Origin of the sequence: Streptomyces himastatinicus ATCC 53653 (assembly GCF_000158915.1) — a bacterium.
Lineage (GTDB): Bacteria > Actinomycetota > Actinomycetes > Streptomycetales > Streptomycetaceae > Streptomyces > Streptomyces himastatinicus.
The window spans coordinates 2,455,778-2,476,789 of the sequence record NZ_GG657754.1; the positions used below are offsets into that span (position 1 = coordinate 2,455,778).

At 69.9% G+C, this 21,012-nt stretch carries 16 protein-coding genes; 11 read left to right on the plus strand and 5 right to left on the minus strand.

Translation table 11 applies throughout. The annotated features are described in order from the left end of the window. Positions 1 to 40 precede the first annotated feature (40 nt). The 3 genes from SSOG_RS09675 to SSOG_RS09685 all read left to right on the plus strand — a co-directional run bounded on the left by SSOG_RS09675 (position 41) and on the right by SSOG_RS09685 (position 2,892). Positions 41 to 625 carry a TetR/AcrR family transcriptional regulator gene (locus tag SSOG_RS09675; RefSeq protein ID WP_009714035.1) on the plus strand — a complete coding sequence of 195 codons (585 nt, stop codon included), beginning with the start codon at positions 41 to 43 and terminating at the stop codon, positions 623 to 625. A 78-nt stretch (positions 626 to 703) separates the two neighbouring features. Next, the gene (locus SSOG_RS09680; RefSeq protein ID WP_039937040.1) at positions 704 to 2,137 is read left to right on the plus strand and encodes an MFS transporter; all 1,434 of its coding nucleotides are present in this window, start codon (positions 704 to 706) and stop codon (positions 2,135 to 2,137) included. Continuing rightward, positions 2,134 to 2,892 carry an SDR family NAD(P)-dependent oxidoreductase gene (locus SSOG_RS09685; protein ID WP_009714037.1) on the plus strand — a complete coding sequence of 253 codons (759 nt, stop codon included), beginning with the start codon at positions 2,134 to 2,136 and terminating at the stop codon, positions 2,890 to 2,892. The genes SSOG_RS09680 and SSOG_RS09685 overlap by 4 nt, the downstream gene beginning before the upstream one ends. Positions 2,893 to 3,068: 176 nt before the next feature. Here the strand turns inward: SSOG_RS09685 and SSOG_RS09690 are convergent, their stop codons facing one another. The 3 genes from SSOG_RS09690 to SSOG_RS09700 are packed head-to-tail and all read right to left on the minus strand — an operon-like array spanning position 3,069 to position 6,967. Next, complete coding sequence (locus tag SSOG_RS09690) at positions 3,069 to 4,184, minus strand: hypothetical protein (RefSeq protein WP_154685913.1); 1,116 nt, start codon at positions 4,182 to 4,184, stop codon at positions 3,069 to 3,071. Between the two features lie 56 nt (positions 4,185 to 4,240). After that, positions 4,241 to 6,493 (minus strand): DUF6571 family protein, encoded by a 2,253-nt coding sequence (locus tag SSOG_RS09695; RefSeq protein WP_009714039.1) that lies wholly within the window; start codon positions 6,491 to 6,493, stop codon positions 4,241 to 4,243. 3 nt (positions 6,494 to 6,496) lie between these two features. Continuing rightward, positions 6,497 to 6,967 carry a hypothetical protein gene (locus SSOG_RS09700; RefSeq protein WP_039937045.1) on the minus strand — a complete coding sequence of 157 codons (471 nt, stop codon included), beginning with the start codon at positions 6,965 to 6,967 and terminating at the stop codon, positions 6,497 to 6,499. 597 nt (positions 6,968 to 7,564) lie between these two features. Between SSOG_RS09700 and SSOG_RS09705 the strand changes: the two genes are divergently transcribed. Both SSOG_RS09705 and SSOG_RS09710 read left to right on the plus strand, forming a co-directional pair. After that, positions 7,565 to 8,803 carry a serine hydrolase domain-containing protein gene (locus tag SSOG_RS09705; RefSeq protein WP_009714041.1) on the plus strand — a complete coding sequence of 413 codons (1,239 nt, stop codon included), beginning with the start codon at positions 7,565 to 7,567 and terminating at the stop codon, positions 8,801 to 8,803. 37 nt (positions 8,804 to 8,840) lie between these two features. After that, positions 8,841 to 9,203: a MerR family transcriptional regulator gene (locus tag SSOG_RS09710; RefSeq protein WP_009714042.1), complete on the plus strand. Its 363-nt coding sequence runs from the start codon at positions 8,841 to 8,843 to the stop codon at positions 9,201 to 9,203. Between the two features lie 18 nt (positions 9,204 to 9,221). On the opposite strand, the gene SSOG_RS50255 is transcribed toward SSOG_RS09710, so the two are convergent. Continuing rightward, positions 9,222 to 9,398, minus strand: a complete 177-nt coding sequence (locus SSOG_RS50255) for a hypothetical protein (protein WP_009714044.1) — start codon at positions 9,396 to 9,398, stop codon at positions 9,222 to 9,224. Here SSOG_RS50255 and SSOG_RS09715 point away from each other — a divergent pair. The 3 genes from SSOG_RS09715 (at position 9,322) to SSOG_RS09725 (ending at position 16,096) form a co-directional block, all read left to right on the plus strand. Next, on the plus strand, positions 9,322 to 10,218 hold the full coding sequence (locus tag SSOG_RS09715) for a quinone oxidoreductase family protein (protein WP_009714043.1): 897 nt from the start codon (positions 9,322 to 9,324) through the stop codon (positions 10,216 to 10,218). The genes SSOG_RS50255 and SSOG_RS09715 overlap by 77 nt on opposite strands. Before the next feature lie 117 nt (positions 10,219 to 10,335). Then, a complete protein-coding gene (locus SSOG_RS09720) occupies positions 10,336 to 12,300 on the plus strand; it encodes a sialidase family protein (protein ID WP_039940883.1) in 1,965 nt (654 codons plus the stop codon). Between the two features lie 172 nt (positions 12,301 to 12,472). Continuing rightward, positions 12,473 to 16,096, plus strand: coding sequence for an NACHT domain-containing protein (locus SSOG_RS09725; protein ID WP_154685915.1), 3,624 nt, complete (start codon positions 12,473 to 12,475; stop codon positions 16,094 to 16,096). On the opposite strand, the gene SSOG_RS09730 is transcribed toward SSOG_RS09725, so the two are convergent. After that, positions 16,085 to 17,140 (minus strand): bile acid:sodium symporter family protein, encoded by a 1,056-nt coding sequence (locus SSOG_RS09730; protein WP_009714046.1) that lies wholly within the window; start codon positions 17,138 to 17,140, stop codon positions 16,085 to 16,087. The two genes, SSOG_RS09725 and SSOG_RS09730, sit on opposite strands and share 12 nt — an antisense overlap. Before the next feature lie 137 nt (positions 17,141 to 17,277). On the opposite strand from SSOG_RS09730, the gene SSOG_RS09735 reads away from it, so the two are divergent. The 3 genes from SSOG_RS09735 to SSOG_RS09745 all read left to right on the plus strand — a co-directional run bounded on the left by SSOG_RS09735 (position 17,278) and on the right by SSOG_RS09745 (position 20,984). Beyond that, positions 17,278 to 18,135: a LysR substrate-binding domain-containing protein gene (locus tag SSOG_RS09735; RefSeq protein ID WP_039937049.1), complete on the plus strand. Its 858-nt coding sequence runs from the start codon at positions 17,278 to 17,280 to the stop codon at positions 18,133 to 18,135. Positions 18,136 to 18,356: 221 nt separating this feature from the next. Further along, positions 18,357 to 20,183, plus strand: coding sequence for an AMP-dependent synthetase/ligase (locus SSOG_RS09740; RefSeq protein ID WP_009714048.1), 1,827 nt, complete (start codon positions 18,357 to 18,359; stop codon positions 20,181 to 20,183). 108 nt (positions 20,184 to 20,291) lie between these two features. Continuing rightward, positions 20,292 to 20,984, plus strand: coding sequence for a hypothetical protein (locus SSOG_RS09745; RefSeq protein ID WP_009714049.1), 693 nt, complete (start codon positions 20,292 to 20,294; stop codon positions 20,982 to 20,984). Positions 20,985 to 21,012 lie beyond the last annotated feature (28 nt).

Consider the following 21,012-nt stretch of genomic DNA (forward strand, 5'->3'; position numbering starts at 1 on the left):
TTATTGATCGAGCGTTCTCGATAGGTGCTAGGGTTTCCCCATGGCCAGAACGAAGGAATTCGATCCGGAGGCCGCGCTCCAGTCGGCTCTCGAGCTGTTCTGGCGGCGCGGCTATGAAGCGACCTCGATGGCGGACCTCGTCGAGCATCTCGGCGTCGGCCGCGCCAGCATCTACGCGACCTTCGGAAACAAGCGCGAGCTGTACCTGAAGGCGATGGACCGCTATGCGGAGACCCGCGACCCGTCCCTGCTGGCCGAGTTGTCCCAGCCGGGACCCGCACTGCCCGCGGTGCGGGCGCTGGTGCACCGCTTCGCCGAGGAGGCCGCCTCCCCGGAGCAGCGACTGGCAGGCTGCCTGGTGACCAACACCGCGGCCGAACTGGCCCCGCATGACCCGGTGATGGCCCGCCGGGTGGAAGTGAGCTGGGACCATGTGGAGACCCCGCTGCACTCCGCGCTGATACGAGCCCAGGCCCAAGGGGAGCTTCCCGAAGACCGCGACCCCCGCGCACTGGCACGGATGCTGTTCGTCCTGCTCCAGGGGCTACGGGTAGTGGGCAAGGCGTCGGACGACCCCGCCCGGGTGCGGGACGCGGCGGAGCAGGCGCTGGCACTGCTGGACTGAGGAAAGAGCGACGCCTCGACACCCCTTTTTCATGCCCGCATATTAAACCGATCGGTCAAAAACGAGGGACGGAACGAGATGACCGCCACGGATACGCCGTGCGGTGCCGCTACCGACACCGGCACCGATACCGCGACTGGCACCGGCACCGCCACCGCCACGCGCTCGCGCCGGGCGTTCGCCCTGCTCGGCTCCGTCCAGATCACGCTGATCTTCACGCTCGCCGCGATCGCCGTACCGCTGCCCGAGATCGGGCGCGCCTTCGGCCTGGAGCGCGCCGATCTGATCCTGCTGAGCGCCGCCTACGGACTGACCTTCGCCGGGCTGCTGCTCTTCGGCGGGCGGCTCGCCGACCGCTACGGCGGTCGACGAGCCCTCGGCGCCGGGCTCACCCTCTTCGCCGCGGCCTCGGCCGCCGCCCCGTTCGCCCCCGGCATCGGCACCCTCCTGGCGGCACGCTTCGCCCAAGGCGCGGGGGCGGCGCTGATCGCGCCCGCCGCGATGGCCGTGCTGCGTGCCGTCTTCCCCTCCCCCGCGGCGTACGGGAGGGCGATGGCGTCCTGGGGCGGGCTCTCGGTGCTCGGCGCGACCGCGGGCAATGTGCTCTCCGGTGTCATAGCGGAACTGCTGTCCTGGCGCTGGAGCTTCGCCATACCGTTCGCGGTGGCCGCGGTCGCCCTGGCGCTCGCGCCCCGGCTGCTTCCGGACACCCCACCGGCCCCGGGCCGGACGCTCGATCTGCCGGGCGCGCTGCTGGCCACCGCAGGGATCACGCTCGCCAGTTACGGGCTCGTCGTCACCGACGCCCTGCCCTGGTCGTCGGCCGAGGTGCTGGTGCCGCTGCTCCTCGGAGGCGCACTGCTCACCGCGTTCTGGTACGCCGAGCGCCGGGCCGGAGATCCACTCCTGCCGCCCCGCTTCCTGGCGGACCGGCCGCGGGCGCTCGCCCTCACGGCCATCGCGCTGAGCGCCTGCGCGACCGCGATGACCTTCGTGACGTTCTCGCTCCACCTCCAGCAGGACCGTGACTGGTCCCCGCTGCGGACCTCGGCCGCCTTCCTGCCGTTCGCCGTCGCCCTGCTCGCCTCGGGTCGCTCGGCGGGCGGGCTCATAGCCCGCTTCGGGCCCCGGAAGGTCACCGCCGCCGGGCTGGCCACGGCCGCCGCCGGACTCATCCTGCTGGCTCTCACCGGGCTCGACCCCCACACCCCGTACGCGTCGGGGCTTCTGCCCGGGCTGATGCTGCTGCCGACCGGTACCGCGGCCTCCTTCGCCGGGGCCGCGGTCCTCACCACCGACGGTGTGCCGCCCGAGCGGACCGGGCTCGCCGGCGGGGTGCTGAACACGGCGATGGAGCTGGGTCCGACGGTGGTCTTCGCCATCGTGCTCACCTTCGGCAGCGACTCCTTCTCCCTCGCCGCGACGGGGGCCGCGCTCGCGGCCGCCGCCGCCCTGAACCTCCGCGTCCAGCGGAGCCGTCCCTCCTCCACCGCACAAGGAGCCATCCGATGAACCGCTTCACCGCCAAGACCGCCCTCGTCACCGGCGCGGGGTCCGGCCTCGGCCGTGCCATCGCGCTCGCCTTCGCCGCCGAGGGCGCGTCCGTCGTGGCCGCGGGGCGCACCGAAGCCACCCTGGCCGAGACGGTCCGCCTCATCGAGGCCGCGGGCGGCCGGGCCGCCGCCGTCACCGCCGATGTGACCGACTCCGGCCAACTGCGGGATCTGGTGCGCGAGACCGTCGACCGCTTCGGTGGGCTGGACATCGCGGTCAACAACGCCGGGATACTCCGCGGCAAGGGGCCGGTCGGCGAGGTCAGCGAGGAGGACTGGGACGCGGTGCTGCGCACCAATGTGACGGGCGTCTGGCTGGCCATGAAGCACCAGATCGCCCATATGAAGGAGAACGGCGGCGGGGCCATCGTCAACGTCTCGTCCAACCTCGGCGCCCACCTCCGGGTTCCGGGCACCGGCGCGTACAGCACCTCGAAGGCGGCGGTGTCCGCGCTGACCCGGGCGGCCGCGCTCGACCACATCCACCAGGGTGTCCGGATCAACGCGGTCAGCCCCGGCGCCTCCGACGGCCCCATGTCGCTGCTGCCCGGCGAGACCGAGGCCGACCGTACCGAGCGGATGAAGACGCAGACCCCGCTGGGCCGGCTCGCCGAGGCGGACGAGATCGCGGCGGCGGTGCTCTACCTCGCCTCCCCGGCGGCGGGTTCCGTGGTCGGCACCGACCTGGTCGTGGACAGTGGCTCCTCGGCCTGACGACTCGGTCGCCACAGGGCTGCCCCCCCCACCGGGGCAGGGGGCCGTCACCGCGTGACGACGCGAGCGCCTCGACGGCATCCTCCACGAGCACCGATATGCCGAAGGGCCCCGCGCACGGAGGAGATTTCCGGCAAGCGCGGGGCCCTTCGGCGTGCGCACAGGTCGTTCCGGGTTCAGGGTGCTTTCAGATCGCCGCAGTGGTGCCGCTCGGAGGACTGCCGCGCGAACGCCGTGAGCAGATCGGCCCGGAGGGCGGCCGAGTCATGTCGCACGGGCACCTCTCCCGGACGTGTCGTCGTGCCGGTGTCAGCAATGATGCCGCGCAGGACGTACAGCGCCCGCTGGTCAGTGCCGGGGCACTCGGCGGTCGCCCACGTGAGGTGAGCGTCCTTCTCCTGCCCCCGCTCCCCCTGCACGCGCGAGGCGGCGACCTCGGTCGCGAAACTCTCGGCGTACGGGCCGTAGTAGGCCGAGATCCAGTACCCGGGCACCTGCGGATCGTCCGACGTGGTGAGCACACAATCCTCCACCGGTGCCGATCCGCCGGACCGCGTGGTCCAGACGTGGTCCAGGCCCGCTCGCGCGGCGGCGCGGGAGTGCGGGCGCAGCGCGGCGCAGGTACCCGTGGCCTTGGAGATGGGGACCGGACGGTCGCGAGGGTTGTCGGCCAGGCCCGTGAGGGAGCCGCCGTCCGGATCCGCGCAGCCGAAGGCATCGGCGGCCTTTTTCGAGGTCGCCGTCACGGCGGCGGCGAAGTCCCGGCGCCGGTCGCCGGACCACGCCTTTCCGCCCAAACCTTCCAGCCGGGCGGTGACCAGCAGACTCTTGTCCTCCTTGCCGTGGCACCGCAGCCAGAGCGAAGCACGGGGCATCCCAGGGTCGTTCAGCAGCACCCCTGGCCAGGTGCCGAGCGGGGAGACCGGCGGGCTGTACGACGCCAGCCCGCGGCGGTCGAGGTAAGCCATGGCGCCCTCGCTCCGCGAGCCTCGGTATACCTGGATGCTCAGGCCGCTGCCGCCGCCGGTGACTTCCGCCCTACAGGAGGCCAGCACCCCCGGTCCGTCGGCTGAGGTGTCCCGGGCCCCCACGTCGTCGCTGCCCAAGGCATCGCGGACCTGCTGGGCGGCGAGGCTCCCCTCACAGGCACCGGACAGTTCCCGGTCGTCCCGCCAGCTCTGGAGTGTCCCGGTCGCGTACAGAACACCGCCGACCAGCAGGAGGCAAACCAGGATCCCGCCCAGAGTGATGCCGACCTTCTTGCCGGTACGGCTCATTCTCTTCTCACGCATTCTCGATCGTTTCTCCAGCAAGAGGGAACGGGCCCGCACCACTACCGAGCGGTGCGTCACCCGCCGGGACGCCCAAGGTTGATCAATGCCTGCTCCCGTCCGTCACTGTATGTCCCCTGCCCCTCGTGCTGGATCACTCCGATCTCGGGAGAGGGTTTGCCGGATTCGATGCCGGGGTCGCCGCCTTGGGCCTCGACCCACTTCACGACGAGCGCATCCATCTGTTTGTGGCCGGTGTTGAACGTCTTGGCCGCTTCTTCTCCCCCGACCTTGGTCGCGTCCGCGACGGCCTCCTTGGTCCAGTCGTACATGCCGAAGTCCACCACGCGGCCGACGATGTCCACGCCCGGCGCGACGACCCCAGGGGCCTTCGCAGGCACGAAGTCGACCACGGCGTTCGCGGCGGTGACGTGGTGGTTGACGTCACGCGCCCACTGGATCGCGGCATCCTTCTTGTCCAGGGCGACGTCCGTCATCACGCCGTCGTAGTGGCCCCAGACGTTGCCGACACCCATGATGGCGTTGTTCCGCTGGTCGATGGCCTTGGTGTCCCCGTTGATGGGGTTCTGGACCAGCTTGTCGGCCGAGTACTGCCGCTCCGCGTTGAACATGTCCGCGAACGCCCCCGGATCGTTGGCCACGCCGCGCATCACCTTGTCGAGGACCTGCGGGTCCAGGGCGACCCGGACGTTCCCCTGCTCATCCTTGAAGACCCCCGAAGCGATGTGCTTCTCGCTCTCGTAGGCGGGATTCGCCTGGCTCAGGATCTCGTGCGTGTCCGGGGTGTAGTCGGTCAGGATGTGGCCCATCGAAGGCCTGAGGTTCGGGGACATGTTGTCGTCGAGATGGCTGACGGCGTACTGCATCACGCGCGCCTCGGCCTCCGAATGGCCGCCCAGCGGATGCTTCGTCCCGGGCACCTCACCGGTGGCCGCCGCCTCCAGCGCCTGGCCGAAACCGACCTTGTTGGTCAGGTCAGCGAGGTCCTTGTTGTCGATTGGCGCCGCGCCACCGCCGTTGAGGAGGTAGCCGGGCCAGTCCCGGTCCTTGAGCAGGTACTGGAGACGGTCGCTGCCCTTCGGGTCGAGGTAGGTGGTGGAGGCGTCCGGGTCCTTGCTCATCAGGCCCAGCACGCCGTCCAGCGGGTCGTACTCGACGCCCTTCTGCCCGGGCTTGCCGTTCCACTGGTCCCACAGCCCGCGGTCCTTATTGTCCTTCTCGGTCTCCATGATGTCGTCGCCGAGGGTCTGCAAGAAGGAGCCGTCGTACTTCCCGCCCTTCTTCATCAGGGTCACGAACTCCTGATAGCCGTAGACGGGCTCGGTGTTGCTGGCGAAGTTCTCCGTGCCGACCTTCTTGAGACCGGCGAGGAACTCCTTGTTGAATTTGCCGTCGTCGCTGTTGAGCCAGTCCTGGTAGCGCTTGGAGGTCACCGGGAGCTTCTCGATGTCCTTGGGGACGTTGGTGGCGGCGGCGATGGTCGTGCTGACGCTCTTCTCCAGCCAGTCACCGTCCTTGCCCATCCCACGCAGCTCATGGCCGAGCTTGACGGTGCCCTCGGGGCCCAGACCCTGGACGAACGTCTGGCTGAAGGCCTTGTCGCCCTCGTTGCCGTCGAGGAGCGCACGCAGCTCCCTCTTCTCCTTGTCGCCGAGGTCGTCGCCGTCGGCGACCTTCTTCGCCAGTTCCTCGGCGCGCTGGCCCTCGTACTTCTCCGGGTCGCCCGAGGCGTTGGAGTTGAAGCCCCCGTTGACGCCCTTGCCGTCGACGTCCTTGGTGACGCGCTCCAGGGCGGTGCGGTAGCCGAAGTCGGCCTCGTCGATCTCCTTGATCTGGTCCATGAGGAGGTCGGTCCGCTGCTGCTCGCGCGCGGCGATGCCCGCTGGGTCGTTCTTGTACCCGCGCAGTTCCTCCGGCGTCATGTCCTGGAAACGCTTGGAGTCGTAGTCTGTGGTGACCTGGCCCGTCACGGAGTCGACCTTGTAGCCGTCCTCACGAGCCTGCTTGACCAGGTCCTTCAGCGCGGACTTGAGCCGGGTCAGCACGGTGTGGGCCTCGGAGAGCTGCTCGGCGACGGCGTGTGCCTCCTTCATGGCACCCCACAGCTCGTGCGCCGTGATACCGCCACTCCTGGCTGCGGCGTTGTAGCCCTGGCCGACCCACTTCCCGTTGCCGAGGGCTCCGCGCACGTGGGTGTCGTAGTTCGTCTTGAGCGTCTTGAACTTGTCCCCCATCGCCTTCCACTCCTCGGAGGCGCTCTGGAGCGTGGACAAGTCCGTCGTCATCACGTCCTGATAGGTCAGGGCCATGGATCACTCCGAGGTGGGCGAGGGGTTGGGCAGCAGCAGCGGGCCATTGGGGTCGGTGGAGGGATCGGGCGGCTTGGGAGGAGCGATCACGGACGGTGTATCCTTGGTGACACCGCTTCCCGGTTGCCCCGCCGGAATGAGGTCGTTGAACTGCGAGCCCTGGAACTGATCGTTGCCGATGTAGAGGTTGCTCGCGGTACGCAGCGCCCCCATCTCCCCGTTGAGGCGTGCCAGCAGGTTGTTCACCTGCTGGCCCCAGTGCCTCATCGCCGCGTTGAGGCCGGCCTTGATCTCCCACTTGTCGAGCTCGCCCGGACCACCCCACACGACGGCGTCCACTCGACCGGCCGGTGCCAGGCCGGTGACGGACTGCGTGGCGCCTCCCGCGTGCTGACCCGCCTTGACCGCGTCGGGAAGCAAGTCCCGTTCCAGGTACGTGGCGGCCTTCTTCTTGTCGGAGGCGGAAGAGGCCATATGGTCGCCCCCCGTCGAGGGGGCGCCTCCGCTGTCGAAGCTGTTCACTTGCATCTGTGTCCGCGCGGCTGCTGCGGACTTGTGTTGAGCCCACTCTTCTTCGAACGAGATGGCGCACCGCCCCCTGGGATAAATCAAGTCATTTACCGCACACGCATGTTCATCCTTGTCAGGGACGATACAACGAGTCGAGATGATTCGATGACACCGTTTTCGTGTGCCGCTCGAAGAGTCATTCCTGCATGTCGTGCCGCATGTCCGTACTCGTTGACGAGGCCACCGAGGACCCGGGTGCGCTCGGCGTTCTGGGGTGGAGGCATGCGCTGCGGCGGGTTGTTCGTGAGCGTCGGGTGGTAGCTGATTCCGGCCCGGCGGGGGCGACCGGCCGCAGGACGGCCAAGGACGCCGCGGTGCTCGCGGGCCCCGGCGGCGGGTTCCGTGGTCGGCACCGACCTGGTCGTGGACAGCGGCTCCTCAGCCTGACGGCGCCCTCCGCGTCGTAGGGCTTGCCCCCGTCAGGGCCCGGGGCCTGCCCCACCCGGGCCCGGGGGCCCACTCCATGGTCCGGGTTCCCTCGGCCCGGCAGGCTAGGGCGACATGAACAGACGTATCAGAACAGCCCGTTTACGTCTCGTCGCGGCCGCCACGGCGGTCGCCGCCCTGCTCGTCGGCGCCGCCGCCGTCCCGGCGGCCACGGCCGATCACCGCACCGCGTCCGCCGCGGCCACCACGCTCACCTCGAAGGAGCTGCACCAGCGGGTGGCCCGGATCCTCCGGGACGCCGGGTACACCGGCATCACCGTGGAGATTCGGGACGGCCGCCGCGAGGTCCGCGCCCGCGCGGGCGTGGCCGAGCGGAACACCGGCCGCCCCATGCCGTACGGGGCGAACTACCGGGCCGCGAGCGTCACCAAGACCTTCGTGGCCACGGTCGTACTCCAGCTGGTCGCCGAGAGAAAGCTGTCGCTGAGCGATCCGGTGGAGAAGTGGCTGCCGGGCGTGGTGAGCGGCAACGGCAACGACGGCAGCCGGATCACCATCCGCCACCTGCTCCAGCACACCAGCGGCATCTACCGCTACGACCCCACGGAGGAGACCGGGGACACGGCCGAGGCGTTCGAGCAGAACCGGTACCGCCACATCGACCCCGAGGAGATCGTCGCCGGAGCGATGAAGCACCGGCCCGACTTCCAGCCCGCCGACGAGGACGAGCCGAATCCGCAGTGGAGTTACACCAACCCCGGCTATCTCCTCGCCGGAATGATCATCAAGAAGGTCACCGGGAAGTCATGGGACAAGGAGGTCAAGGAACGGATCGTCCGCCCGCTGGGCCTGAAACGCACCTACGCGCCCGGCGACGACCCGTATCTGAGGGGCCGGCACGCGCATACGTACAAGCTCTTCCCCGGCTCGACCGAGTGGACCGACACCACCGTCCGCAATGTGAACTGGGCCGGCTCCGCGGGCTCCCTGATCAGCACCGATCACGATCTGAACCGGTTCTACGCCGCGCTGCTCGGCGGGGAGCTGCTGCTGCCACCGCAGCTCGCCGAGATGCGCCGGACCGTCGCCGTCAACGCGGACTACGAGGAGGTCTTCCCCGGGATGCGCTACGGTCTCGGGCTGGCCCAGCAGCCGCTGCCCTGCGGCGGGGACCGCTGGGGTCACGGCGGCGACCTCGCGGGCGGCACGGTCAGGGCCACCACCGACGCCCACGGGCGCCGCTCGGTCGTGGTCATGACCACGGGCGCGACATCCGACGACGAGCAGCTCCTCGCGGCCGAGCGGGAAGTCCAGGCGCTGCTCGACGACGTGATGTGCGCTCGTAAACTCTGACGGCGGAGGTCGGAGAGCAGCCGGAGGAGAGAAGTCCATGCGCATCGGCGAGCTGTCCCGGCGCACCGGGGTGAACGAACGCCTGCTGCGCTACTACGAACAGCAGGGCCTGCTCCGGCCCGACCGGCTGCCCAGCGGCTACCGCGTCTACCGCGAGTCCGATGTGGTGACGGTGCACCGCATCCGCGCCCTCCTCGCCGCGGGCCTGTCCACCGCGGTCATCTCCCAGGTCCTGCCGTGCGTCCGCGACGACGGCGAGCGGCTGGTCCCGACCTGCCAGGATCTGCTGGGCCAGCTGCGGCGGGAGCGGGACCGGATGACGACCGCGATCGAGGAGCTGGAGACGTCGCGGTCGCTGCTGGACGTGGTGATCACGGCGGGTCGGTCCGCCACGGACTGACCCGCCATCGCGGCACGTCTACGCCTCGCGGCAGGGCTCGTCCGGTTCGGCCACCCGCCGCAGCAGCGCCATCAGCTGCTCGCGCTCCGCCGCGCTCAGCCCCGCCGTCAGTTCGTCGTTGGCCTCGTCGCCCAGCGAGGAGGCCGATCCGCCCGCGCCCGCCCCCGGCGAGCTGCTGATCCGCACCGAGGCCATCGGCGTGACCCTGCCCGGGGTCCGCCGCGTCCGGGACACCGGTACACCGCTCCCCGGGACGTTCGGCGGCGACGTCGCGGGGCGGGTGGCCGCGCTCGGGGACGGCGTCACCGGCTTCGCCGTCGGCGACCGGGTCTGTGCGATCTCGTTCTCGGACTCCTACGCCGACCTCACCACCGCCCCCGTCGTCACCGCCTCGCCCATCCCGGACGGCGTGACCGCCGTGGAGGCGGTCGCCCTCGTCCGCGGCGGCCATGTCGCCCTCGCCGCCCTCTCAGCCGCCGCCCTCGCCCCCACCGAATCGCTGCTCATCACGGGCGCCGCGAGCGGCGTCGGCCATCTGGCGGTCCAACTGGCGCGTATCCAAGGGGTGCGCCGCGTCGTCGCGGCCGTCGGCGACCCGGCGAAGGCCGCGTTCCTGCGCGGCCTCGGCGCGGACGAGGTGGTGACGTACGGGGACGAGTCCTGGGGCGAACCGGTCGACGCGGTGCTCGACGGCGTCGGCGGCGACCTCCTCCCCCGCGCCCTCGACGCCCTGGCCCCGGCCGGGCGGCTGGTCTTCTTCAACTCCGGCGGCGGCACCGTCCCCGCACACGCCCTGCTCTCCGGCTCGAAGACCATCACCGGACTGACCATAAGTCACTTCTCGCGCACCCGCCCCGAGTTGTACGCACGGCACCGCGACGAGCTGTGGCGACTCTTCGGCGAGGGCCGTCTGCGCCCCGCCGTGCACGCGGAAATACCGCTCGACCAGGCTCCGGAGGCCCACGCCATCATCGAGTCCCGCACCAACCGGGGAAAGGTCGCCCTCATCCCCTGACGCACGGTCCTTGTTTCCACCCGGCGCAAAGCGGGACACTTCTGCAACAGTCTCCATGGGACATGGGATGTCGTGATGTCTTGATGTCCAGATGGCTCTGAAGGGCAGGTCGTGGCCATGGCGTCAGATCCCCGCACACGCCCCCGGACCAGACGTCGGCGGCGCCGCGCCTCGGTGCTTCTCGCCGCCGCGGCACTGGCCCTGACTCCGCTTCCGGTACGGGCCGCGGACACGGACGACACCGTGTCCGCGGCCCGTACCGCTTCCGGCTCCTCCGCCGACGCGGACGCGGACTTCGACCAGCAGATCCTCTTCAAGTCAGGCCAGGACGGCGGGTACTTCTGCTTCCGGATCCCCGCGATCGTCAAGTCCAAGGACGGCACCCTGCTCGCCTTCGCCGAGGGCCGCAAGGACAACTGCGGCGACGCCGGGGACATCGACCTGGTGCTCAAGCGCTCCGCCGACGGGGGCCGCACCTGGGGCCCGTTACAGGTGGTCAACGAGGGCGGCGGCGACACCCACGGCAACCCGGCACCCGTGGTGGACACCCGCACCGGCCGGATCCTGCTGGCCAGCACGTACAACACCGGCCGGGACGACTCCCAGAGCTGCGACGTACCGTGCGACCGCACCCCGCACCTCCAGTACAGCGACGACGACGGCGCCACCTGGTCCACCCCGCGCGATCTGAGCCCCGCCCTGCTGCCCCCGGCGTGGAACTCCTGGTACGCCACCGGCCCGGTGCACGGCATCCAGCTGAAGCGGGGGCCGCACAAGGGGCGGCTTCTCTTCACCGTCAACACCGAGAGCCACGACGGCACCCGCATCACCGCCAACCACGCGGCGCTCGCCTACTGCGACGACGGCGGCAGGCGCTGGAAGGTCGGCGCGGTGGACTCGTACCCGATCGCGCAGGACGGTACGTTCCGTCAGAAGCCGTCGGAGATGACGCTGCTGGAGCGGTCCGACGGTTCGGTCTACGTCAACGGGCGCGAACAGGACGGCACCGACCTCGGCCACCGCGACTACGCCATCAGCCACGACGGCGGCGAGAGCTTCGCCGCCCCCTTCCGCACCATCCCCGACCTGTCCACGCCGATGGTGCAGGGCTCGGTTCTGCGGCTGCGCGACGCGGGCCGCGACGGCCCCGGGCGGCTGCTGTTCGCGGCGCCCGCCGACCCCGACCGGCGCCGCACCATGATGATCCGCTCCTCCTGGGACGAGGCCCGCAGCTGGGAGGGGACCGACCGCGGCAAGGTGGTCACCACCGACTGGTCCGGCTACTCCGACATGGCCCTCATCTCACCCGGCACGGTCGGGCTGATGTACGAGGGCGGCGCGGTGGACGCCCGCGACGAGATCCGCTTCGCCCGCTTCTCCGAGGACTGGCTGGGCCCGCGCGCCGCCCCGTCCCCGGTCACGGACGACCGCGCGCCCCGCGCCCGCCCCGCGACCGTCCTCGGCGGCGCCACCGGAACCGCCGGGGGCCGCTTCGGCGGGGCGCTCACCTTCGACGGTACGGACGACGCCGTACGCCTCCCCTACCGCTCCTCGCTGCCGCTCGGCACCCGTGACTTCACCATCAGCCTGTGGTTCCGCTACTCCGCCGCCTCCGGACAGCACCCCTTCCTCTGGATGGGCGGCATCGGCGGCAAGCAGGCCCAGGTCTGGGTGCGCGGCGAACCGTCCGCGAACCGCGTCCGCGCCCTGATGACCACCGTCAACGGCCCCGCCACCTACACCTCGGCCTCGGTCAGTACCACCGCCGCCCACAACGACGGCGCATGGCACCACCTGGCCCTCACCCGCACCGGCGGCCGCCTCTCCCTCACGGTGGACGGCACCGCGCCGGTCTCCGCCCCCGACGCCCCCGGCACCATCAGCCGCTCCTCCCCCTTCGCTCTGCACCTCGGCGAGGCGGTCGACGGCCGCTCCCGGATGACGGGCGCCCTGGACGAGGTCCGCGTCTACGGCCGGGCCCTGACCGACACCGAACTCCGCCGGGTCCGCGAGTTCAACGCCCCCGCCGGGAAGTCCGCCACCACCCACCTCCCCCTGGACCGCGTCCGGTCACCCCGCTGATTCCGAGGCGGGGCGCGGCCCAGTGGCAACCCCGGCGCGCCCCGCCTACGGTGAAGAAGAGGGGCGAACCGCCTCCTCGGCACGGTGGTAGCCCCCATGCTCATAGCTCATCGGGGCTTGCGAGCATACGACTCCGACTCCCTCGCCTGCCCCATGGGCGAAGGGAGGTCCGGTGAACGCCGTTAATCAGCAGACGCTGGACAGCCGACCGCCCGGCCCCGCCCCGGCTGGCCGACTGCGCCGCTTCGCTGCATGGGTGAGCTGGCCCTTGGTGACGATCTGGCGCACAGCCCGTAGCCGTTGGCTCCTCGCCCGCGGCGTCCGCACGCCACGCCGCTGGTCGCGACCACGGTCCTGGACGTGGCCGGTGCTCGCGGGGGCGCTCTTCGCCTTCTATCTCCTCTGGGCGGTCCACAGCCTGTGGCCCGGCATGCCAGGGAGCAGTGCCCTCTTCACAGAAGGCCAAGTGGTGGAAGCCATCGGATTCTCCTGGATCGCCTTGTTCGTCGTAGCCTGGTTCCTGTTCTGGCGCTATACGCGGGTGTGCCGGTACTACCTGCGGAAGGCAAAGCGCCATCCGAACACCTTGGTCAAACCCGGCAGCATCATCGGCCGGGTCGTGGGACGGGACCCGCTGTGCGACGCCCTGATGACCGATCTGCGAGATCGCGACCGCCGACGCCCACATGTGATCGTCGGCACCATTGGCGTCGGCAAGACGGCACTGCTCGTGCGCCTTACGGAGCGGCTTGCGCGCAAAGGCGCCGCTCCCGTCGTCCTCCAGTTGCGGGACATCCAGGACGTCGAGGATGTGACGGATGCCAGGAACAAACTGAATTTCTCCGAGTTGGCCCGGCAGCGCTTCATCGAAGAGGTCTCGGACAAGACGCTTTCGCCGTCGGAAGGCGAGAAGGTCTGGCAGCGGCTGCGCTACCAGCAGGACAGAGTCGTCGTACTGGCCGACGGCCTTGAGGAAGCGCTCAGGGAAGAGCCTGATCGCGACAACCTCATCCGTCAGGCCATCACCGTTGCCGACGAGGCAAAGCTGCCCCTGGTCATCACATCCCGCCCGAACGACTCCCTGGAGGCGGTACCGGCCGCACTCACGGCGCTCGAACCCCTCAGTGAAGAGGCCGCGTTGGCCTATGTCGCTTCGGGCAGCAATTGGCGTTCCGACAAGCAGCGACTGGACTGGGTCGTGGAGGCGGCCAATGTCGCCGGATCTCCCCTCTACCTGGAGGTCTCCAGAGAACTGGAGGCGCGGGGACGGCTGGCCCCGATCATCGGGGGCGGAGACGATCCGTCGGACACTCGTGATCGGGACGAATGGGCCTTGCGATACGACCTGCTCGAAGCCTGGATCGAGGCGCTCAAAGACGGTGCACTCTTTCCCGAACAGCCCATTTCCCATCTGGGGCGTCGCATGACGGTGGAGTACCTGTCCGCCCTGGCCTGCGTCGCCCTGTGGGAGAGTTCCGCCCAGGTCGATTACAAGGTCCTCACCGAGCAACCCGGCGAGGGCGGCAGCGCCATGAGCGCGGATGCTCTCTCAAAGGTCATGGAGCGTCTGCACGACCGCACGGACGAGTTCGTGGCGAAAACCCGGATCGATGTGCGTACCGCCGGAAGCTGGGGCAGCCGCTTGGGCCTGGTGGACGACACGGGATCGGGCGTCCGGTTCCGGCACAGCGTGATGCAGGCGTACCTCGCCTCCCGGTTTATCCACCCCCTGCTCGAGCAAGACGCCGAGGCCCCCATACCCTCAGTGATCACCACGACGGACGCTACGGTCATGCTCAAGGTGGGCGCCTCGGGATCGGCCGACTCGGACGTCTGGACGGGTTCCTCCATGGCGCAATGGCATGCGGAGACCGCGGCCACTGGGGTGGCCACTGGGCCGTCAAACTACTTCCGAGAAGCGCTGCTACGCCCCGGCCGAGAACTCAGCACTGCGCTCATTCTCTATTCACGCTCGCTAGAAGCGATGTGCACCTGCGTGACAGAGCCATGGCTGTGCACCATACGTCACGCCAGGAAGCTGCTCATAGACACAGCAGAAATCGCACTGGCCCCGGACAACGGTGCGTACAGCAGGGTCAAGTACGACGGCCAGGCGGAGAACGACATGCAGGACCGCCGGGTCAAGGCCCTGGAGATGTATTCCGCCGCACTGGATATTGACAGCTTCGACGACGATCCCAAACACAGATATATCGTCCAAAGGATCAAGCGGCAATGGCCGAAAGTCCAGGAATACAACCAGCGCAAGCTCGACAGCGCCAAAACGGGCCTGATCAAACGCATCGGGGCCACGGCCCGGCTGTTGGCCGGCCGTGCCCCCGCGTCGACGAAGACAGGCACCGCCTACGACCTGTTGTTCGACATATCCCGTGATGAACGTTCCCATTCCGTGCGGTTCGCCATCGCCCGCGAGATCGGCGAGGGCAGTGATACCGCGTTCTACGCGCTGGCGAGCGACCTCACGCCCCCGGCGCCAGTAGACACATGTCCGCGGCACCCCGATAGCACGCGTCAGGCCAGAGCTCACAGGGACGCGGAGGAGCGCTCGTCGGACACCGTCAAGAGTGAGCGGCTTCGCCGTAAGGAACGTGACGAGTGGATCCGCAAGGAGCAGCGGGAAGAGCGCGTCCACGAGGACAACGAGCAGGAAGAGGAGGAGAAGCAGCGACGCGAGGACATCATGCGCGCCTGGCTGGCCCCCATGCTGGTGAATTCCTGCACGCTCACCCACCACGACGACACACCGTTCTCAGCGCTCTGCCGTTGGATGCAGGCAGTGGAAAGGGAACAGCTCGACAGGGGTCTGGAGGTGGCCCTCGCGCAGGGTTTCAAGCAGGCCGCCAACCACCGGAGTCCTCCCTCACTGGCGGACGGCACGCGGAACTTCCTCAGCGAGGAGGCGTGGGAAATGCTCGGGAAGACGCACTTCTGGTTCACCCGGCTCACGCTCCTCCATGCCCTCACGCTGTGGGCGCTCCCCGACAACATCGCGCAGCAGCAGCCGTTGCACGGCCACGGAGCCAACCCTCGTGCGCAGGTGCGTCACTGGCTCCGCCAGGGGCCGGACAACGGCGGCGGAAGGGGCAGGGTCCGCGACGAGCATCCGTTGGTACGGGCAGCGGCCAGGATGTCCCGGCAGGCGCTGGAGACCCGGCACCCGGACCGCTTTCTGTGGATAGACGAGGCCGATGTGGCATCCCAGATCGGCTCCGAGACCTCATCGCTGAACGAGCCCCGCGCGCATAACCTCTGGATACCTCCCTCCACGGGCTGGAGCACCCTCGATCCGGCAGCACAGCAGTTGCTGGCCGATGTCTTCGTCCTGGTCGTGCTCGCCGAGGAGCGGGGTGACCACCAGGAGGATCTGCAACGCCGTCTGGCACGCGTGGACCGGACGGATCCGCCGCTCGTGCCACCATGTCTGACCGAAAGTCGCGAGTTCCTGGATCCGATGCGTACGCCCATCGGTGAGGCGCCGCAGTTCCCGCCGGGCTCGAAGTGCGCCGATGACTGCCCGTTCAAGCTGTGCCCGTATCCCCCCAAGGGCCCTGACTGCCTCATGGAACTCACCGAGTTGTTCTGCATCAACCAGCGCGGTCTGCTCAACTTCGTGCAGCTTCACGCCTGGTCGCATCTGCGCTTCCGTCGCCGGGCGGCCTGGCAGCGCAAGGCATCCGTACCCGATCTGCGGCAATTCTGGGATCAGATGGGCGGTCGTGCCCGGGACCAGACCCGTGATGAGGTCTCCGGCTACCCCGGCCGGTCACCCCACTGAAGTGCTGGCCACGACGGGCTCCGGGGCGGGCTCCCCGGCGGACTGCGGGGCGCGGTCGGCGAAGCGGCGGGCCAGGACGGCGCAGACCATCAGCTGCATCTGGTGGAAGAGCATCAGCGGGAGGACGGCCAGGCTCGCCTGGGCGCCGAAGAGGACGCTGGCCATGGGCAGGCCCGCGGCCAGGCTCTTCTTGGAGCCCGCGAAGGTGATCGTGATGCGGTCCTCGCGCGGGAAGCCCAGCTTCCGGGAGCCGTACGTGGTCAGCGTGAGCATGAGCGCGAGCAGCACCGCCTCCACCCCGAGCAGGATCGCCAGCCGGGCGGGGGTGATCTGGTGCCAGATACCCCGGGTCATGCCCTCGCTGAAGGCCGCGTAGACGACGAGCAGGACCGAGCCGCGGTCGACCAGGCGCAGGACCGCGCGATGGCGGGTGATGAAGCCGCCGATCCAGCGGCGGAGGAGCTGACCGGCCAGGAACGGGGCCAGCAGCTGGAGGGCGATCTCGACCATCGAGTCGGCGGAGAACCCGCCGCCGCTGCTGCCCAGGAGCAGCGCGGCCAGGACCGGGGTGACGACGATGCCGATCAGGCTGGAGAAGGAGCCCGCGCAGATCGCGGCGGCGACGTTGCCCCGGGCGAGCGAGGTGAAGGCGATCGAGGACTGGACCGTGGAGGGCACCAGGCACAGGAAGAGGAGGCCGGTGTAGAGGGGCTGGGTGAGGACGTAAGGGACCAGCCCGCGGGCGGCCAGGCCCAGCGCGGGGAAGATGACGAAGGTGCAGGCCAGCACGGTCAGGTGGAGGCGCCAGTGGCGTACCCCGTCCAGCGCCTCGCGGGTGGAGAGCCGGGCGCCGTAGAGGAAGAAGAGGAAGGCGACCGCGACGGTGGTGGCCCCGTCCGTCACGGTGGCGGCCCGGCCGCTGACCGGGAGCAGCGCGGCGAGGGCGACGGTGCCGACCAGGCCGAGGATGAAGCCGTCCAGCGGCAGCCACGAGGGGAAGCTGATCTTGCGGAGCGGATGGCGCGGATGGTGCGGGCGGTGCATGAACTCTCTTTCTCGGTGCCGTGGCCCCGGGCGGACGGGGCCCTCTCCAGCCTGCCCGTGATCACCCCCATCGGGAATCCCGCATACCGCACTGACTGCTATCGCGTTCCGTGATGGCCGTGCCTAGGGTGGAAGGCGTGTTCGATCCCGCCCAGCTCCGTACGTTCCTCGCCGTCGCGCAGACCCTCAGCTTCACCCAGGCCGCGCACCGTCTCGGGGTGCGGCAGTCCACCGTGAGCCAGCATGTCCGCAGGCTGGAGGAGGCGGCCGGGCGGCAGCTGTTCAGCCGGGATACCCACGGGGTGGAGCTGACCGAGGACGGCGAGGCGATGCTCGGCTTCGCGCGGTCGATCCTGGAGGCGAACGAGCGGGCGGCGGGCTGGTTCCGGGGCACCCGGCTGCGCGGGCGGCTGCGGTTCGGGGCGTCGGAGGACTTCGTGGTGACCCGGCTGCCGGAGATCCTGAAGGGGTTCCGCCGTGAGCACCCGGAGGTGGACCTGGAGCTGACGGTCGAGCTGTCGGGCACCCTGCACCAGCAGCTGGAGGCGGGGAAGCTGGATCTGGTGCTGGCCAAGCGGTCCGAGGAGCGGCCGCAGGGGCAGCTGGTCTGGCGGGACCGGCTGGTGTGGATCGGCGCGGAGGGGCTGCGGCTGGATCCGGGCCGTCCGCTGCCCCTGATCGTCTTCCCGCCGCCCGGGCTGACCCGGGCCCGGGCGCTGGACGTGCTGGAACGGCACGGCAGATCGTGGCGGATCGTGTGCACGAGCGGCAGCCTCAACGGGCTGGTCGCTGCGGCACGCGCGGGGCTCGGGGTGATGGCGCACACCGATGGCCTGATCCCGCCGGGCCTGGTGCCGGTTCCGGAGCGGGCCGGGCTGCCGGAGCTGGGTCCGGTGGACTTCGTCCTGCTGTACGGGGAGCGGCAGCGGGACACCGCGACCCGCGCCGCGGCGGAGCGGCTCGCGGAAGCGATCATGGCCGGGCCTGTGCCGTGATCGGAGAGATTCCGTGCAGGAAGTCGTCACATATCAGCCACACATGCGGTGCATAGGCTCAGAATGAGTACAAACCGGCCTCCAGGGTGACTGTTTGACACCCTTTCACCTCACTGGTCAGCGCACATTCCGACCATTCCCCGACGAAACACCTCTCCCGCCCGGGGCTTCGGATCGGGTACGGTCGCGGCGCTGTGCGGAGCGGCTTCAAGGAGCAGGTATTGCGCGAGTTCACCGTCCCCCCGTTGGCGTCGGCGTCCCAGGCCGGAGGGCTGGCGGATGCCGTCTTCGAGCATGCGGAATCCGATCCTGATCGGGTCGCGCTGGCACGCAAGACGCCTGACGGCCACTGGGAGGACGTGACCTCGGCCCAGTTCCGGGACGAGGTGGTGGCGCTCGCCAAGGGGCTGCTGGCCCAGGGCGTCCGGTTCGGGGACCGGGTCGGCATCATGTGCCCCACCCGCTACGAGTGGACGCTGTTCGACTTCGCGCTGTGGACCGTGGGCGCGCAGAGCGTGCCGCTGTACCCGACCTCCTCCGCCGAGCAGGTCTTCTGGATGCTGCACGACTCGTCCGCCTCCGCGTGCATGGTCGAGCACGAGGACCACGCCATGACGGTCGGCTCGGTGGTCGGCCGGCTGCCGTACCTCAAGCGGCTGTGGCAGCTGGACGCCGGGGCGCTGGAGCAGCTGCTCAGCGACGGCGAGTCCATCGACGACGATCTGGTCGAGCGGCACCGGCTGGCGATGACCCCGGATCAGACCGCGACCATCATCTACACCTCGGGCACCACCGGCCGCCCCAAGGGCTGTGTGATCAGCCATGCCAATCTGATGGCCGAATGCGACAACGTCGTCGAGCGGTACGAGGACGCCTTCCACTCCAAGCGCGGCGACGAGGCCGCCACCCTGCTCTTCCTCCCTCTCGCCCACGTCTTCGGCCGGATGGTCGAGGTCGCCGCGATCCGCGGCCGGGTCAAACTCGGCCACCAGCCGAAGCTGGCGGCGTCCGCGCTGCTGCCGGACCTCAAGTCCTTCAAGCCGACCTTCATCCTCGCCGTGCCGTACATCTTCGAGAAGGTGTTCGCGGCGGCGCGCCGCCGGGCGGAGGCGGACGGCAAGTCGGGGCCGTTCGAGAAGGCGGTCGAGATCGCGGTGCGGTACGCGGAGGCGGTGGAGGAGAAGGCGTTCGGCATCGGCACGGGCCCCAGCGCCTCGCTGCGCATGCAGCACCAGTTCTTCGACAAGCTCGTGTACAGCAAGGTGCGCGGCGCGATGGGCGGCCGCGTCCGGCACGCGATGTCGGGCGGCTCGGCCATGGAGCGGCGGCTCGGACTGTTCTTCCGGGGCGCGGGCGTCACCATCTACGAGGGGTACGGACTCACCGAGTCGACCGCGGCCGCCACCGCCAACCCGCCCGAGCGGACCCGCTACGGCACGGTCGGCCAGCCGATCCCCGGCACCACCGTGTACATCGCCGACGACGGCGAGATCTGGCTGCGCGGCGGCCAGATCTTCAACGGCTACCTCGGCGACCCGAAGGCGACCGACCTCGTGCTGCGCGACGGCTGGCTGGCCACCGGCGACCTGGGCACGCTGGACGACGACGGCTATCTGACGATCACCGGGCGGAAGAAGGAGATCCTGGTGACCTCCGGCGGCAAGACCGTCTCCCCGGTGTGGCTGGAGGACCGGGTGCGGGGGCATCCGCTGGTGGCCCAGTGCATCGTGGTCGGCGACGACCGCCCGTACGTCGCGGCGCTGGTCACCCTGGATCCGGAGGCCGTCTCGCACTGGCTGACGATGCGCGGCAAACCGGAGATGGCGGCGAGCGAACTGGTGCGGGACCCGGATCTGGAGACCGAGATCCGGCGGGCGGTGGTCGCGGCGAACACCACGGTCTCGCAGGCCGAGTCGATTCGTACCTTCCGGATACTTGCCGCGCAGTTCTCCGAGGAGCATGGTCTCCTGACACCGTCCCTGAAGCTGAAGCGGAAGGCGATCGAACAGGCGTACGCCGTCGAGGTCGAGGCGCTGTACCACGCATAGGCGGCCGTACCGCGCAGAGGACCACGCCTGGGCGGCCGTACGACGCCCGGCCGGCCGAGGGGACACGCGCACTCCCTGGGAACCACCGAGCCGCGAAGGGGACACGAAATGATCGATGTCATTCTCCCCGCACTTCCCGAGCGCGAACTGACCCTGGTCTCCGAGGAGACTCCCCAGGCCCCGGCGCTGACCGGGCACATCACCCTGGGCGGCCCTGTGTGCGTCCCGGTCACCCCCGAGCTGGTCGACGGGGACCCGGAACTCCTGGCCTTCGTGGACGCCGAGGCGCACGCCGCCGCCGTCTACCATCTACTGCTCTGCGCGGTCAGCTGCGCACAGGACGCGGCGGAACCCGCTCTGCACACGGTCAACCTCGATCTGACCCTGTCGACGGACACCGGGGCGGCCGGACCCGCAGCCTTCGGGCCGGTCGCCTGGTCCATGGCCCCGCATCAGCTCACCGACACCGCGGACGCGTCCGCACCGGTCCGCCTCGGCCCCCGGCTGGCGCTCCGGGACGACAGCCACGCGCCGCCGCCCGGCGAGCGGGTCTGCCTGGAGGCCCGGCGCGAGCTGCGCTCCGACCCGGGCTGGGAGATCCGCCGCACCGAAACGGTCCCCATCAGCGGTACATACCGGCTGGCCATGGTGGTGCGAGCACCGAGGGGTACGGTGAGCCTGGCGGCGGTCGCCGTGGGCGCGACGGTACGCGAGGGTCACACCCCGCACCGTTTCCGCGCGGAGATCGCGCAGCCGGTGCGGCTCGCGGACCGGGAATGCGTGGCGCCCGGTGATCGTTGACGACAAAGTACGTGTACGCATTCCGACG

Excerpts from the sequence above, each read along its gene's own strand:
- SSOG_RS09690 (WP_154685913.1), bottom strand. The coding sequence starts at position 4,184 with ATGCGTGAGAAGAGAATGAGCCGTACCGGCAAGAAGGTCGGCATCACT.
- SSOG_RS09730 (WP_009714046.1), bottom strand. The coding sequence starts at position 17,140 with ATGCACCGCCCGCACCATCCGCGCCATCCGCTCCGCAAGATCAGCTTC.
- SSOG_RS09675 (WP_009714035.1), top strand. The coding sequence starts at position 41 with ATGGCCAGAACGAAGGAATTCGATCCGGAGGCCGCGCTCCAGTCGGCT.
- SSOG_RS09695 (WP_009714039.1), bottom strand. The coding sequence starts at position 6,493 with ATGGCCCTGACCTATCAGGACGTGATGACGACGGACTTGTCCACGCTC.
- SSOG_RS09685 (WP_009714037.1), top strand. The coding sequence starts at position 2,134 with ATGAACCGCTTCACCGCCAAGACCGCCCTCGTCACCGGCGCGGGGTCC.
- SSOG_RS50255 (WP_009714044.1), bottom strand. The coding sequence starts at position 9,398 with ATGGCCTCGGTGCGGATCAGCAGCTCGCCGGGGGCGGGCGCGGGCGGA.
- SSOG_RS09720 (WP_039940883.1), top strand. The coding sequence starts at position 10,336 with ATGGCGTCAGATCCCCGCACACGCCCCCGGACCAGACGTCGGCGGCGC.
- SSOG_RS09710 (WP_009714042.1), top strand. The coding sequence starts at position 8,841 with ATGCGCATCGGCGAGCTGTCCCGGCGCACCGGGGTGAACGAACGCCTG.
- SSOG_RS09680 (WP_039937040.1), top strand. The coding sequence starts at position 704 with ATGACCGCCACGGATACGCCGTGCGGTGCCGCTACCGACACCGGCACC.
- SSOG_RS09745 (WP_009714049.1), top strand. The coding sequence starts at position 20,292 with ATGATCGATGTCATTCTCCCCGCACTTCCCGAGCGCGAACTGACCCTG.
- SSOG_RS09700 (WP_039937045.1), bottom strand. The coding sequence starts at position 6,967 with ATGGCCTCTTCCGCCTCCGACAAGAAGAAGGCCGCCACGTACCTGGAA.
- SSOG_RS09705 (WP_009714041.1), top strand. The coding sequence starts at position 7,565 with ATGAACAGACGTATCAGAACAGCCCGTTTACGTCTCGTCGCGGCCGCC.